At 63.3% G+C, this 13791-nt stretch carries 12 protein-coding genes; 8 read left to right on the top strand and 4 right to left on the bottom strand.

Features of this window, described 5'->3' with window-relative positions; translation table 11 throughout:
• Position 1: 1 nt before the first annotated feature.
• Together ASF66_RS04880 and ASF66_RS04875 are read right to left on the bottom strand one after the other, a co-directional pair.
• Positions 2-1342, bottom strand: coding sequence for a heavy metal sensor histidine kinase (locus tag ASF66_RS04880; protein ID WP_056843433.1), 1341 nt, complete (start codon positions 1340-1342; stop codon positions 2-4).
• Positions 1343-1377: 35 nt separating this feature from the next.
• A complete protein-coding gene (locus ASF66_RS04875) occupies positions 1378-2073 on the bottom strand; it encodes a heavy metal response regulator transcription factor (RefSeq protein WP_056842950.1) in 696 nt (231 codons plus the stop codon).
• A gap of 224 nt (positions 2074-2297) precedes the next feature.
• Between ASF66_RS04875 and ASF66_RS04870 the strand changes: the two genes are divergently transcribed.
• The 3 genes from ASF66_RS04870 (at position 2298) to ASF66_RS04860 (ending at position 4791) form a co-directional block, all read left to right on the top strand.
• Positions 2298-2903, top strand: a complete 606-nt coding sequence (locus ASF66_RS04870) for a hypothetical protein (RefSeq protein WP_082484570.1) — start codon at positions 2298-2300, stop codon at positions 2901-2903.
• A 501-nt stretch (positions 2904-3404) separates the two neighbouring features.
• A complete protein-coding gene (locus tag ASF66_RS04865) occupies positions 3405-4028 on the top strand; it encodes a cytochrome b/b6 domain-containing protein (protein WP_056842948.1) in 624 nt (207 codons plus the stop codon).
• Entirely contained in the window at positions 4021-4791 is a 771-nt protein-coding gene (locus ASF66_RS04860; RefSeq protein WP_056842947.1) for a molybdopterin-dependent oxidoreductase, read from the top strand. Before ASF66_RS04865 ends, ASF66_RS04860 begins: the two co-directional genes overlap by 8 nt.
• Positions 4792-4797: 6 nt before the next feature.
• Here ASF66_RS04860 and ASF66_RS04855 read toward each other — a convergent pair whose 3' ends face one another.
• A complete protein-coding gene (locus tag ASF66_RS04855; RefSeq protein ID WP_056842946.1) occupies positions 4798-5238 on the bottom strand; it encodes a rhodanese-like domain-containing protein in 441 nt (146 codons plus the stop codon).
• Positions 5239-5336: 98 nt separating this feature from the next.
• Between ASF66_RS04855 and ftrA the strand changes: the two genes are divergently transcribed.
• The gene (gene ftrA / locus ASF66_RS04850; protein ID WP_056842945.1) at positions 5337-6302 is read left to right on the top strand and encodes a transcriptional regulator FtrA; all 966 of its coding nucleotides are present in this window, start codon (positions 5337-5339) and stop codon (positions 6300-6302) included.
• A gap of 147 nt (positions 6303-6449) precedes the next feature.
• Here ftrA and ASF66_RS04845 read toward each other — a convergent pair whose 3' ends face one another.
• Positions 6450-7967, bottom strand: coding sequence for an MFS transporter (locus ASF66_RS04845; protein WP_330219433.1), 1518 nt, complete (start codon positions 7965-7967; stop codon positions 6450-6452).
• A gap of 786 nt (positions 7968-8753) precedes the next feature.
• Here ASF66_RS04845 and gmd point away from each other — a divergent pair.
• From gmd to ASF66_RS04825, 4 genes are read left to right on the top strand one after another with little or no spacing between them, the layout of a single operon-like run.
• Positions 8754-9785, top strand: a complete 1032-nt coding sequence (gmd, locus tag ASF66_RS04840) for a GDP-mannose 4,6-dehydratase (RefSeq protein ID WP_056842944.1) — start codon at positions 8754-8756, stop codon at positions 9783-9785.
• Between the two features lie 41 nt (positions 9786-9826).
• A complete protein-coding gene (locus tag ASF66_RS04835) occupies positions 9827-10981 on the top strand; it encodes an outer membrane beta-barrel protein (RefSeq protein WP_049859291.1) in 1155 nt (384 codons plus the stop codon).
• A 26-nt stretch (positions 10982-11007) separates the two neighbouring features.
• Positions 11008-11514 (top strand): polysaccharide biosynthesis/export family protein, encoded by a 507-nt coding sequence (locus ASF66_RS04830; RefSeq protein ID WP_049859292.1) that lies wholly within the window; start codon positions 11008-11010, stop codon positions 11512-11514.
• 1 nt (position 11515) lies between these two features.
• Positions 11516-13738, top strand: a complete 2223-nt coding sequence (locus ASF66_RS04825) for a GumC family protein (protein ID WP_056842943.1) — start codon at positions 11516-11518, stop codon at positions 13736-13738.
• The last annotated feature ends 53 nt before the right edge of the window (positions 13739-13791 follow it).

Here is a 13791-nt window from a genome sequence, read left to right as displayed (position 1 = left end):
TTCAGGACCTGCCGAACACCGGAAAACTCAGGGCGAAACGAATGCGTCCGGGCTGCGGCTGGCTGACGCTGGCCTCACCGGCATGCAGTTGCATGATCGCCGCGACGATGGCCAGGCCCAGGCCGTTGGAGTCCGAGTTGTGCTGGCGCGACGCGTCGCCGCGATAGAACCGGTCGAACAGGTGGGTCAGCGTTGCCGGGTCCAGCGCAGGGCCCTGATTCTCTACGTTGATCACGCACTGTGTCGGCGTCGACGCCACGTCGATCTGCACCTCGCTGTGCGGGTCGGCATAGCGGATGGCGTTGGCCACCAGGTTGCTCACGGCCCGACGCAGCAGCAGCGGATCGGCGTTCAGGGTGGCGTCGCCTGCAATCGACAGACGAATCCTGCGCTCTTCGGCAAGCCCCTCGAAATACTCGGTCACCCGTTCCAGTTCGTCGTGCACCTGCAGCGGCTGACGCTGCACCACGGCTTGGGTGTCTTCGGCGCGTGCCAGGAACAGGATGCTCTCGACGATGCGTGAAATCCGCTCCAGCTCCTCCAGGTTCGATGCCAGCAGCGCCTGGTACTCGTCGGCGCTGCGGCCCTGGCGCAAGGCGACCTGGCAGTGGCCCATCAGCGAGCCTACCGGGGTGCGGATCTCGTGGGCCAGGTCGGCGGAGAACTGGGTCAGTCGTTGGTAGCCCTCGGCCAGGCGATCGAGCATGGCGTTGTAGGCGTCGCTCAGTTGCTGGAGTTCGACGGGCGTGTTGTCACTGCTCATGCGGCTGTGCAGGCGGGCAGGGGAGATGTCGGTGGCGTGCGCCGCCATCTCGCGCAACGGCCGCAAGCCGCGCCGCAGCAGGACGAAGCCGAGCAGGGCGGTGAGCAGAAAGGCCATGCCCACGGCCAGGTAGATGCGCTGGCGGAACTCGCCGAGCATGGCCATTTCCTTGACCATGATGTGCGCGGCGGTGAGCGTCACCTCGCGCCCGCCAGACGTGGTCAAAACGCTCGCGGCGCGCAGCGGTATGCCGGACGGCGCCGTACCGGTGCGCAGGTCGGAAGCGGTGGGCACGGCGTCCTGGGCCACCTCGGGCAGGGGCGGTAGGGTCGCGCGCAGCGGGTTGACCTGGATCACCGGCGGCTGACCGACCTCGGCGATGACGAAGATGTCGTCTTCGCTGCCAAGCATGTTCTGGAAGATCTGCGGGCTGCTCGAAAGCTTGTCCAGGGTCAGGTCGTAGTGCAGCAGTTTACGAAAGTGATCGAGCCGCCCTAGCACGGCGTTGTCACTGCGCGCAAGCACCGACGTCTTCATCGACTCGTACAGGTACCAGCCGGCGCCCGCCACGGTGAGCATCGCCACCAGGGAAAAGGCCAGGGTCGAGCGCAGGGTCAGGGATGCTGGGCGTCGGCGTCGCACGCGCGCACCTCGCAGACGTAGCCGATGCCGCGCACGGTGTGGATGAGCTTGACCGGGTACGGCTGGTCGATCTTGCTGCGCAGACGCTTGACCGCGACGTCGACCACATTGGTGTCGCTGTCGAAATTCATGTCCCACACCTCCGAAGCGATCTGGGTTCGCGACAGAACGTCCCCTTCGCGGCGCAGCAGCAGGTGCAGCAGGGCGAACTCCTTGTTGGTCAGGGTGATCACCTCCTGCTGCCGGGTCACTCGACGGCGCAGCAGGTCCAGTTCGAGGTCAGCCAGGTGGAATCGATCGGCTTCCCGCGCGCTGCCGCGACGCAGGATGGTGCGGATGCGCAGCAGCAGTTCGGTGAAGGAAAAGGGTTTGACCAGGTAGTCGTCGGCGCCCAGTTCCAGACCGCGAATGCGGTCCTGCAACTGGTCGCGGGCGGTCAGGAACAGCACCGGCACAGCCTGCCGGGCGCGCAGCACTTCCATGATCTGGAAACCGTCGATGCCGGGCAGCATCACGTCGAGCACCAGCAGGTCATAGGGGTTTTCCAGGGCCAGGTGCAAACCGTCGGCGCCGTGCTGCGCCCAGTCGACGTTGTAGCCGGACTCGCCAAGGCCTTTTTTCAGGTACTCGCCGGTCTTGATGTCGTCTTCGATCAACAGGATGTGCATCGATCAGGCTCGCTGGGGCGTTGACGGTTCGGGGTTCAGACTGCGCGGCGAACGGGGCCCGCGCCGTGCAGTCTAAACGAGCGGCACGGCGCTGTCGGTTACATTCCTGTCATCGATAGCGTCGCTGCGTGAATGACAGAAATGTCATCGCCCGGTCATGCACGCGTACCCATCGAGGGCCGAGGATGTATGCACACCTACCGCAAGGAGTCGTACCGATGAAGATCAAAACTGCCCTGTCGACCACCCTCGGCACGTTGCTGCTCAGTGCCGCCGTGATGGCGTCGGCTGCGGACATGCCAGTCGTAAAACCAATGCGGGGCACGGTCGATGGCGTCGACAACAACACCTTGTCCTTCACCACTCGCAGCGGTGCGCATCAGACCATCGGCCTGACCGACAAGACCGGCATCCGCCTGGTGTCCAAGGCCAACATCGATTCGATCAAGGCCGACAGCTTCATCGGCTCGGCCGCCACGCCTCAGGCGGACGGTACCTTGAAGGCCTTGGAAGTGACGGTCTTCGAGCCTAGCCTCAAGGGCAGCGGCGAAGGGCACTACGGCTGGGAAAACGCCGACGGCACCACCGGCACTATGACCAACGGCACCGTGGGCAAGCTGGCCCAGACCAACGGCCGTACCTTGACCGTGAACTACAAAGGCGGCGAGAAGCAGGTGGTGGTGCCTGAAGACGTGCCGATCGCCTACGTCGAAGCGGGCAAGGCGGAGCAGTTGGTCAAGGGCGCCAAGATCGTCGTGTTCCCAGCCGATGACGGCAAGACCGCACGCGGTGTGGCCGTAGGCAAGGACGGCTTCCAGCCGCCGATGTAAGCCGCAGGACGTGCTCTCCCCATAGGTGCCAGGCCCCTGAGTGAGCGGGTTCCCTGTGGGGAAGATCTCTGTGAGGGGGGGCTCTGTGAGAAGGGTCTCTGTGAGGAGGGTCTCTGTAAGGAGGATCTCTGTGAGGAGGGTCTCTGTGAGGAGAACCTCTGTGGGAGCGGGCTCTGCCCGCGAAGCAGGCGCCGCGGGGCTTCAGCCATACCGCGGCGCCTGCTTCGCGGGCAGAGCCCGCTCCCACAAGGGACAGTAGTGCTCCCACAAGGGACAGTAGTGCTCCCACAAGGGACAGTAGTGCTCCCACAAGGGACAGTAGTGCTCCCACAAGGGACAGTAGTGCTCCCACAAGGGACAGTAGTGCTCCCACAAGGGACAGTAGTGCTCCCACAAGGGCAGGTTTCCCACAAGGGGGGGTGCTCCCACAATGGCAGGGCTCCCACATGGGCGGTGCTCCCACCAGGGGCAGTGGTTTTTTAAACAGGGGAGGCCCTTTCAATGGCCGTGCAACGCATACATTCACTCACGGTACGTCTCACCCACTGGATCAATGCCTTTGGCATGACCTGCATGTTCATGAGTGGATGGGGCATCTACAACGCCTCCCCTTTGTTCGCCTTCCGCTTCCCGCCCTCGTTCACGTTGGGCGGCTGGCTGGGCGGCGCATTGGCCTGGCACTTTGCGGTGATGTGGCTGCTGGTGATCAACGGCCTCATCTACGTGCTCTACGGATTGGGCAGCCGCCACTTCAAGCGCGACCTGCTACCGGTGACCCCCAGCGCGGTCAAGCGTGATCTGCGCGACGCCCTGCGCCTGCGACTGGTCCACGAAAAGGGCGTCTACAACGCCGTGCAGCGCCTGATGTACTGGCTGGTGCTGGCGGCTGGCGTGCTGATCCTGATTTCCGGCGTCGCCATCTGGAAGCCCATTCAGTTCCAGGAACTGGTCGCTCTGCTGGGCGGCTATGACTTCGCTCGCTACGTGCACTTCGCGGCGATGTCGGCCATCGGCGCGTTCGTGATCGTGCACTTGGTCCTGGTGCTGCTGGTGCCCAAGACCCTACCACCGATGATCACCGGCGGCGTACGACCGCTGAACACCGGGAAGACTGACCATGAATGAACCCAAACCCCGACGCAGCGCCCCGATCAGACTCGAGCCTGCCCAGCGCACTCAGCTGGAAAACCTCCAGCGCCGGCACTTCTTGCGTGGCGGCCTGACCGTCGGCGCCATGGCGATGCTCAGCGGCTGCAACCTCCAGGACGGCGATCAGGTCGACAAAGTGCTGTGGGCCATGTCGCGTTGGAACGATCGCGTGCAGGCCTGGCTGTTCAGCGGCCAGCGGTTGGCACCCACCTACAGCAAGGCGCAGATGACCCAGCCGTTCCCGTTCAACGCGTTCTACGGCGAAGACGACATTCCCGATATCGACGTACCCGGCTATTCCCTCGCCGTGTCCGGCCTGGTCCGCGACAAGGCCCCCTGGACCCTGGAAGGCCTGCGCAAGCTGCCTCAGCGCACCGACATCACCCGCCTGATCTGCGTCGAGGGCTGGAGCGCCATCGGCCAGTGGGGTGGGGTGCCGCTGAAAACGTTCCTGGAACACATCGGCGCCGACACCACCGCCAAGTTCGTCGGCTTCAAGTGCGCCGACCGCTACTACTCCAGCCTGGACATGCCCACCGCGCTGCACCCGCAGACGCTGCTCGCCCTGGATTACGCTGAAGTCGCGCTGCCGCCCGAATACGGCTACCCGTTGCGCGTTCGAGTGCCGACCAAACTGGGCTTCAAGAACCCCAAGCACATCGTCGAAATTTTCGTCAGCAACGACTACCCCGGCGGCTACTGGGAAGATCAAGGCTACAACTGGTTCAGCGGCATCTGAAGGCGCTCAGCAGGCGCACGACGTGACCGTTGTCGTCGCCGCGGGTTGCTCATCCGCTTGTGCAAGCGGGAGACCTTCGTCGAGCCAACCGGTGATGCCGCCGATCATCTCCTTGACCAAGTAGCCCAGACCGGCCAATTGCGCCGCTGCGCGGTGTACGCCATTGCAATGCGGACCGGCGCAATAGATGACGAACAGGCTGTTGGCCGGAAATGCGGCGAGGCGCTCGAGCGTGATCGTGCGGGTTGGCAGGTTGATCGCGCCTGGCACGTGGCCGGCGGCGAATGCAGTGGCGTTGCGAACATCCACCAGGACATAGTCCACCTGGCCCGCCTGCTGGCTGTGGTAGACATCGGAGCAGTCGGTTTCAAAGCACAGCCGCTGGCTGAAGTGGGCCAGGGCTTGCTCGGCGCTCGCCGCCGGGTATTCAGTGATCAGGCTTGGCATCAGGTGGCTCCGTTCAAGGTTCGTGTGACATCACTTTAAGGGAGGGCGGAGTTTGAGCTACAGTGGCGCACTCGACATCGACCGGTAGTTTTCCGCCAATGCAAGACGCTCCAGGGCTGGTGGCCATCTTGGCCTACGATGGTCTGTGCACTTTCGAATTCGGCATTGCCATCGAGATATTCGCCTTGCCCAGACCGGAGTTCGCTTTCGCCTGGTACGCGCATCGCATCGTTGCCGTCGATCCGGGGCCGCTGCGTGCGACGGGCGGCTTTGTAGTCGGCGCCGACGCCGGGCTGGAGGTGCTGGCCCAGGCGCGTACCATCATCGTCCCTGGATGGCGCAGTCGCGATGAGCCGCCGCCCGAGGCCCTGCTTGTGGAGCTGCGCCGGGCCCACGCACGGGGTGCGCGCCTGCTGTCGATCTGCTCCGGTGTCTTCGTGCTGGCCGCAGCTGGGTTGCTGGATGGCAAGCGGGCCACCACCCATTGGCGCTACAGCGACGAGTTGGCGCGGCGGTTTCCGGGCATCGCTGTCGATTCCTCGGTGCTCTATGTGGACAGCGGGCAGGTGATCACCTCGGCAGGCAGTGCGGCGGGCATCGATGCTTGCCTGCATCTGGTCGAGCGGGATTTTGGCGCTCACGTTTCCAATACCGTGGCGCGTCGGCTGGTCATGGCGCCACAGCGCGGTGGTGGGCAGGCGCAGTTCATTGCCGCGCCGGTCGCCCAGGCCCCGCGGCACGACTTGGCCGTGGTCCTGGATTGGGTTCGCGAACATCTGGGTGAACCGTTGACGGTTCCTCAGATAGCCGCCAGGGCGCTGATGAGCGAACGCACGTTTCTGCGGCGCTTCAATGACGCGACCGGCATGACGCCCAAAGCCTGGCTGCAGCACGAACGAATGGCCAGAGCCCGTTCGTTGCTGGAAACCAGTGGGCTCGACACTGAACAGATAGCTCAACGTTGTGGGTTCGCGTCGGCGGAAAGTTTCCGGGTGGCGTTTCGCAAGACCGTTGGCCTGGCGCCTTCCTTCTACCGCGACAGCTTCGGAGCACGGCATCGGTAACGCGTTGCCCCCGGACGCGGCTCCCCTGTAGCAGCGGCGCGAGCCGCGTCGGCGGTGGACGCGGTTCGCCTGGAACAACGCGGTGCACCCGGACGCGGCTTGCGCCGCTGCTACAGGGATCGCAGTGTATGGGGGCGTGCCTTGCGGTCAGGGAGTCTGGCTGTGGCTGTGCCCGTGGCGCTGCAATGTTACCCAGATGACCACGGCCAGGATGCCGATCAATGTCGCGGCGGACATCAGTACCAGACTGTGCGAGGTGCTGAACGCCGCTTGACCGGCCGCGACCAGATCGGCCGCCTGTTGACCTTCCAGGGTCTTCGCTGCACTCATGGTTTCGCCGATCGACTGCCGGGCGCTCTCGGCGATTTCCGGCGGCAAGCCATCGGGCAACCGGATCGAGCGGACGTAGCCGCTGCCCAGCACGAGGCCGAAGCCGGTGATCCCAAGGCCCGTACCCAAGTCATAGCTGGTGGCTTCCAGTGCGCCGGCCGAGCCCGCCTTGTGCGGCGGGGTGCTGCTCATGATCGCCACCGAGGACGCCGTCAGGCCGATGCTCAGGGACAGGCCGAGGACCACCAGCAGCCCGATCACCGCCCATCCGCTCTGGTGCAGGTCAGCCATGGCCAAGCCCGCCAGGCTCGCGCTGGCGGCGCCCAGTGACAGACTGCCGACCCAGCGCAGACCGATGGCGCGCAGCAGCAACCCCGCCATGGGCCCGCCGATCGCCGAGGCGATCATCAAAGGCAACAGGAACATCCCAGCCTGCAACGGCGTCTGTCCGAGGACGAATTGCAGCTCCTGCGCCAGCATCAATTCCACCCCCGCCAAGGCACCCATCACCACCAGCGCCATGACCACCCCGGCGCTGATCGCCGGCGAGCGGAACAGACTCAGATCCAGCATCGGTCGCGCGGCATGCAACTGTTTGTGCCCGAACCAGCCCAGCATGCCCAGGCCCAAAGCTGCCGACACCATGGTGAGCGACGCCGAACTGCCCGGCTTGAACCCCGACTTGAGCGCATAGACCGAGGCCATGATACCGAGCATGAGGATCAAAGCTTGGCCAATGGTCCAGTTGCCGTCGCCGGTGATTGAGGTACGGGGTACGTGCCTGAGCACCAGCGGCATCACGATCATCATCACTGGCACGTTGACCAGAAACACCGCGCCCCACCAGAAATGCTCCAGTAAAGCGCCGCCCGCCAAGGGCCCGATTGCCGCGCCTGCCGAACCGGTTGCGCCCCATATACCCAACGCCAGCGCCCGCTCGCGCTCGTCATCGAAGGTCTGGCGGAGGATGGCCAAGGTGCAGGGAATGATCATTGCCGAGCCGAACGCCATGAACGCCCGCGCGGCAATCAAGGCTGCGACGTTGGGCGAGAAGGCGGCCAGTACCGAACCCAGGCTGAAGATGCACAGCCCGGTGATCAGCAGTTGCCGATGGCCGATCCGGTCGGCGAGGGTGCCCATGGGAATCAGCAGGCTGGCCATGAGCAGCGGATAGATGTCGATGATCCACAGCACTTCGGTGCCGGTGGCCTGCAAGGCCAAGGTCAGTGACGGGATCGCCACGTGCAGGATGGTCACGTCCAGCACCACCGGCAGAAACACCATCATGACCGCGACCAGCACCCACCAACGTTTTACAGATTCAGACGATGACACAGGACTTCCTTGTGTTAACCAATGGGCCACTGCAGCAGCCAAACGGGTGCTGATACCAGCATGTCAGCCTACGCGAAGCAAGCGGCGCGACTGGGCGCTGTGCAATGACCAAGCAGCCTGCAAGTCGGTTTACTGGCGTTTATCCAGAACGACTCGGATGGGTATGAAGCCATTTTTTAACAAACCTGTTTCGTGCGTGTTGCACATTGTGACCTGCCCCAATTATTGCGGCCCTCGCCAACCGTGGGCTGCACCTGAGGCACACACGAAGTTGGTACCGTTTCGCCAATGAACCGTCGCGCCTCGACGGACTTTCGACTTGCATTGCCGAGCAAATGTTTATTGGCGCCAATAAAAATAACACCATGGGCCTGCAGATATTTGGCGCCATCATTACAGAATATATAACCTATTGATCTACAACGTTTTTATAAAAAATCACCCGGGTTGTTATTTATTTGGAGGCGGGTAATAGCACTCAGCTTGCACTGCCGGAGTTTCGACACCTAGTATCACCTCGCCTTACCGATGCCGCCCCAGAGTCGGCACTGACAAAGAGCGACCGAACAGGACGCACACGATCGCCAATGCCATGGGTACACCACAGTTGCAGCGCCTCACAGTGCTGGGCAGGACGTGTACCTGATTTATTTTGCGCCAATGCCACGCTTATACGATGTCCGCACTGAACCTTGCTGCAATAGCTTGTCCAAGGTCAGCTCCTCCGGATGTACCGTCGGGCGTTGCACTGGTTGTTATTGCTTACCAAAGACTCTGGAGATTTGCATGAAAGCGATTGTCACCGGTGTAACCGGCCAGGATGGGGCGTATCTGACGCAGCTCTTGTTGGAAAAAGGCTATACCGTCTACGGGACCTACCGTCGCACCAGTTCGGTGAACTTCTGGCGTCTGGAAGAGCTCGGTGTCGCGACTCATGCCAACCTGCATTTGGTCGAGTACGACCTCACCGACCTGTCGGCCAGCATTCGCCTGCTGCAGAACACCGAGGCCACCGAGGTCTACAACCTTGCGGCGCAGAGCTTTGTCGGCGTGTCCTTCGAGCAGCCGTTGACCACGGCCGAGATCACCGGGGTAGGGGTGGTCAACCTGCTTGAAGCGATCCGTATCGTCAACCCGAAGATCCGCTTCTACCAGGCGTCCACCTCCGAGATGTTCGGCAAGGTACAGGCGATTCCGCAGATTGAGAGCACGCCGTTCTACCCGCGCAGCCCGTACGGCGTCGCCAAGCTGTACGCCCACTGGATGACGATCAACTACCGCGAGTCTTACGGCATCTTCGCGACCAGTGGAATCCTGTTCAACCACGAGTCGCCTCTGCGCGGCCGTGAGTTCGTGACCCGCAAGATCACCGACAGCGTAGCCAAGATCAAGCTGGGCAAACTCGACGTGCTCGAACTGGGCAATCTGGGCGCCAAGCGCGACTGGGGTTTCGCCAAGGAATACGTGGAAGGCATGTGGCGCATGCTGCAAGCCGATGAGCCGGACACTTTCGTCCTGGCCACCAACCGTACCGAAACCGTGCGCGACTTCGTCAGCATGGCGTTCAAGGCTGTGGACATCAGCCTGGACTGGTCGGGCAAGGACGATTCGGAATGCGGCACCTGCCGCGCGACCGGCAAGGTGCTGGTCAAGGTCAACCCGATGTTCCACCGTCCGGCCGAAGTCGATCTGTTGATCGGTGACCCGGCCAAGGCGCGTGAAGTGCTGGGTTGGCAGCCGCAGACCAGCCTCGAAGAGCTGTGCCGGATGATGGTCGAGGCCGATCTGCGACGCAATGAAATCGGCTTTTCTTTCTAGGCGCCTCTGGCGTCTACCCGAATTACGCAGTGGGAATGGATATGAATAAACAACAGTGGATGGCATGCCTGGCGCTGGCGCCCTGGCCCTTGAGCGCTTGGGCGTTGGAACCGGCAAAGGTCGAGTTGGGCCCCGTGAACTTCACTCCGACACTGGAGATAAGCGAACGCTACGACGACAACTTTCGCGCCGTGGATCGCAATGAGGACGCGTCCTGGATCACCTCGGTCAAGCCGACCCTGTTGTTTACCCGCGAAACCCGCAACACCGGCTACAAGTTCCAGTACTCGGCCGACAGCCAGACCTATCTGGACCACGCCGACGCCAGCCACATCGACCACGATGCCGAGCTGAGCGGTATCTGGGCCTTCGATTCGCGCAATCGCCTCGACGCTACGCTCGATTACAAGCGCGGCGAAGAAACCGTCGACTCCGCCGACGAGCGCGAGAACGACAAGTACACCCGTCAGGGCGGTCGCTTGAAGTACACCTTCGGCGCCCTCAGCGCCATGAACCAGATCGAGCTGGGTGGCGGCTACCGTCAGCAGCGCTATCGCAATGCCGATGGCATCAACGACGACAAGGAATACGACGCCACCAGCGTCAGCGGTACCTGGTTCCATCGCCTGGGCGGCAGCACCCGCGCCCTGGTTCAACTGGACCACGTCGACTACGACTACCTGGACTTCGACCGCCGTAACAGCAAGGGCAACCGCGTGCTGTTCGGTATCGACCGTGACGTCACCGCCAAGCTCAGCGGTACCGCCCGCGCCGGTTACGAGCGCAAGGATTTCGAAAGCTCGCAGAGCAACGACTACGGCAGCGGCACCTGGGAAGTGGGCATGGACTACAAGCCACGCACCTATTCCACCATCTCGGTGAACATGCGCCGCGCCTTCGACGAAGGTGACGACGGTGCCAACACCGTGCACGTGACCAGCAGCCGCCTGGGCTGGCGCCACAGCTGGTCGTCGTTCTTCGCCACCGACGTCAACTATCGCCACGCACAGCGCGAGTACCTGGGCACGGGTGGTCGGGACGACACCCAGAATGCCGCGGGTGCCGAGATCATCTACACCGCCAGCCGTTGGGCCGAGGTTTCCCTGGGCTACAACCGCGTGGACAACAACTCGAACGTGGACAGCGAAGACTACGTTCGCAACATCTACCTGCTCAGCCTCAAGCTGTCCCTGTGAACCTGACCCAAAGGGGAGAAGCCACCATGTTCAAGCAAGCATTGATCGTCGTACTGGCACTGTTCAGCCTGGGAGCCCAGGCCGATGCCTACAAACTCGCTTCGGGCGACGTCATCCGGGTCTCCGTCCTGGGTGAACCTGACCTGACCAACGAAGAAGTCCACCTCAACGATTCCGGGACCTTCTCGTACCCCTTTCTGGGCAACGTGAAAGCGCTGGGCAAGACCACCGACGAGATCGAACGGGTCATCACCAAGGGCCTGAGCGGTGACTACCTCAAGGATCCGAAAGTGACCGTGAGCGTCGTCGAATACCGTCCTTTCTACATCGGCGGTGAAGTCAAGGCGCCGGGCGGCTATCCCTACAAGCCGGGCCTGACCATGGACCGCGCCATCGCTCTGGCGGGCGGTCTGACCGAGCGTGCTTCGGTCAACCGCATCAACATCAACCGCGGCGGCAGCGCCAAGCCGGCCCAGTTGGCAACACCGGTAGAACCGGGCGACACCATCACTATTGATCAGGGGTTCTTCTAAGATGAGCCAGATTGCCGTAAGAAACAGCCAGGGCATGGCCCCATGGCAGGCCTCGCCCGCGCCGGAAGATCGCGACGCACTGGACTCGCGTAAACTGTGGCGCACGCTGTGGCGTCGCCGCGGCATGATCCTCGGCGTCTTCGCCGTAGGCACCGCTGCCGCCGTGATCTACGCGCTGAACATGACGCCGACCTATCGCTCCGTCGCCACCTTGGTGATCGAGCCCAGTGGCAACCAGGTCATCACCTTTCAGCAGACGCCGGACCGTCCGGATCCCAACAGCGACTACCTGCAGACCCAGATGGGCCTGATCCAGAGCCGCGAAGTGGCCGAGCGCGCCGTGCGTGAACTGGACCTGTCGCACCATGAAGAACTGGACCCACGCCAGAAAGCCTCACGTCTGTCCAAGATCAAGGCGCAACTGTCCAATTGGCATGCCGACTGGTTCCCGCAGAGCTGGCACCAGGAGCTGAACTACACCGACGAGCAGGCCTTCAACAGCGCGGTGATGGAATTGCGTCAGCGCACCAGCGTGACGGTCGTCGGCAAGAGCCATCTGGTCAGCATCGGCGTGACCATGGCCGACGCCGAAACCGGCGCGGCTACCGCCAACGCCCTGGCTCAGGGCTACCTCGCCAGCCGCCAGTCTTCGCAGCAGCAGGAATCGCTGAACGCCAGCCGCTGGATGAACACCCGCATGGTGGAACTGCGTACCCAACTGCAGCAGGCTGAAAGCAAGCTGCAGGCCTACCGCGATGGCCAGGGCCTGGTCGACGTCGGCGGCGTTGCCACCATCACCGCCAACGAGCTGGCTCGCACCAGCGACCGTCTGGTCGATGCACGCCGCGAACGTGCCGATGCCCAGAGCCAGTACCGTCAGGTGCAGGGTCTGCTGGCCCGCGGCGGCAACCTGGACCTGTCCAGCGTGCCTGCGGTCATCAACAACCCGGTGATCCAGCAGTTCCAGGCCGTCGCCGCCACCGCCCAGGCGCGTGTCGACGAGTACAGCCAGCGCTACGGCGACAAACACCCGCAGATGGTTGCCGCACGCTCCGAACTGCAAGCCGCCCAGGCCAGCCTGCGCAGCCAGGTGAGCCAGGTCGTCGCCGGCCTGCAGCACAACTATCAGTTGGCGCAGGACAACGAGAACTCGTTGCGCTCCTCGTTCAACAGCAACAAGCAGGAAATCCAGGACATCTCCCGCAAGGAGTTCGCCCTGCGCGAACTGCAACGTGACGTCGACAGCAACCGTGATGTGTACAACACCTTCATGACCAAGCTGCGCGAAACCATGGCGACCGCCGACCTGGTCTCGGGCAATGCCCGCGTGGTCGATCCGGCGATCGCACCGCTGTTCCCGACCACGCCGCGCAAGGCCATTCTGGTGGTCCTGGCTGCACTGCTGTCGCTGATTGCCGGTTGCGCCATCGCCCTGCTGCGTGAAGCCTGGAACAACAGCTTCAAGAACAGCGCCGACGTCGAACGCAATCTGCACCTGCCGGTGCTCAGCGTGGTGCCGATGCTCAAGCGCCGCAACCGTTCGCGCATCCATCGCCAGTTCGAGCGTAACGACGACGCGGCTTTCGCCGAAGCCGTACGGACCCTGCGCACCGGTGTGATGCTCAACGACGACGATGTCCGTCGCAAGACCCTGGTACTGACTTCGACCACGCCGGGCGAAGGCAAGACCACCCTGGCCATCAACCTGGCCGGTGCCATGGCTCGCGTCGAACGCGTGCTGCTGGTGGAAGCCGACCTGCGACGTCCGAAAGTGGCCAGCAACCTGGGCCTGGACGCTCACCACATCGGCCTGGCCGAGTTGCTGGCCGGCAAGGCGGGCGTCGATGACTGCCTGCAGAGCATCGGTAGCCTGGACGTGATCTGCGCCGGTGAAATGCCCTACAACCCGCAGGAACTGCTGGCCAGCACGCGCATGCAGACCTTCCTGGAATGGGCACGTCACCGCTACGACCGCGTGATCCTCGACACCCCGGCCAGCCAGTCGGTGAGCGATGCGGCACTGCTGTGCGGCATGGCCGATTCGGTGATCTACGTGATCAAGTCCGAGGCCACGAGCATGCCGCTGGTGCGCAAGAGCATCGGTCAGCTGTTGCAGACCGGCGCGCCGATCACCGGCGTGGTGCTCAACCAGGTCTCGCGTCCCGAGCCCGGTCAGCGTCGCGACCACTACTACGATTACCTGCCGGCAGCCCCGGCCCAATAAACCTTTCCGACCTTGCAGCCGCGCCGCTCACCCCCTGGGGCGAGCAGTGCGCC

It is taken from the genome of Pseudomonas sp. Leaf129 (genome assembly GCF_001423465.1).
In the GTDB taxonomy this organism is placed as follows: domain Bacteria; phylum Pseudomonadota; class Gammaproteobacteria; order Pseudomonadales; family Pseudomonadaceae; genus Aquipseudomonas; species Aquipseudomonas coleopterorum.
Note: the sequence above shows the minus strand (reverse complement) of the source record. Positions and strands in the feature narration are given on the sequence as shown.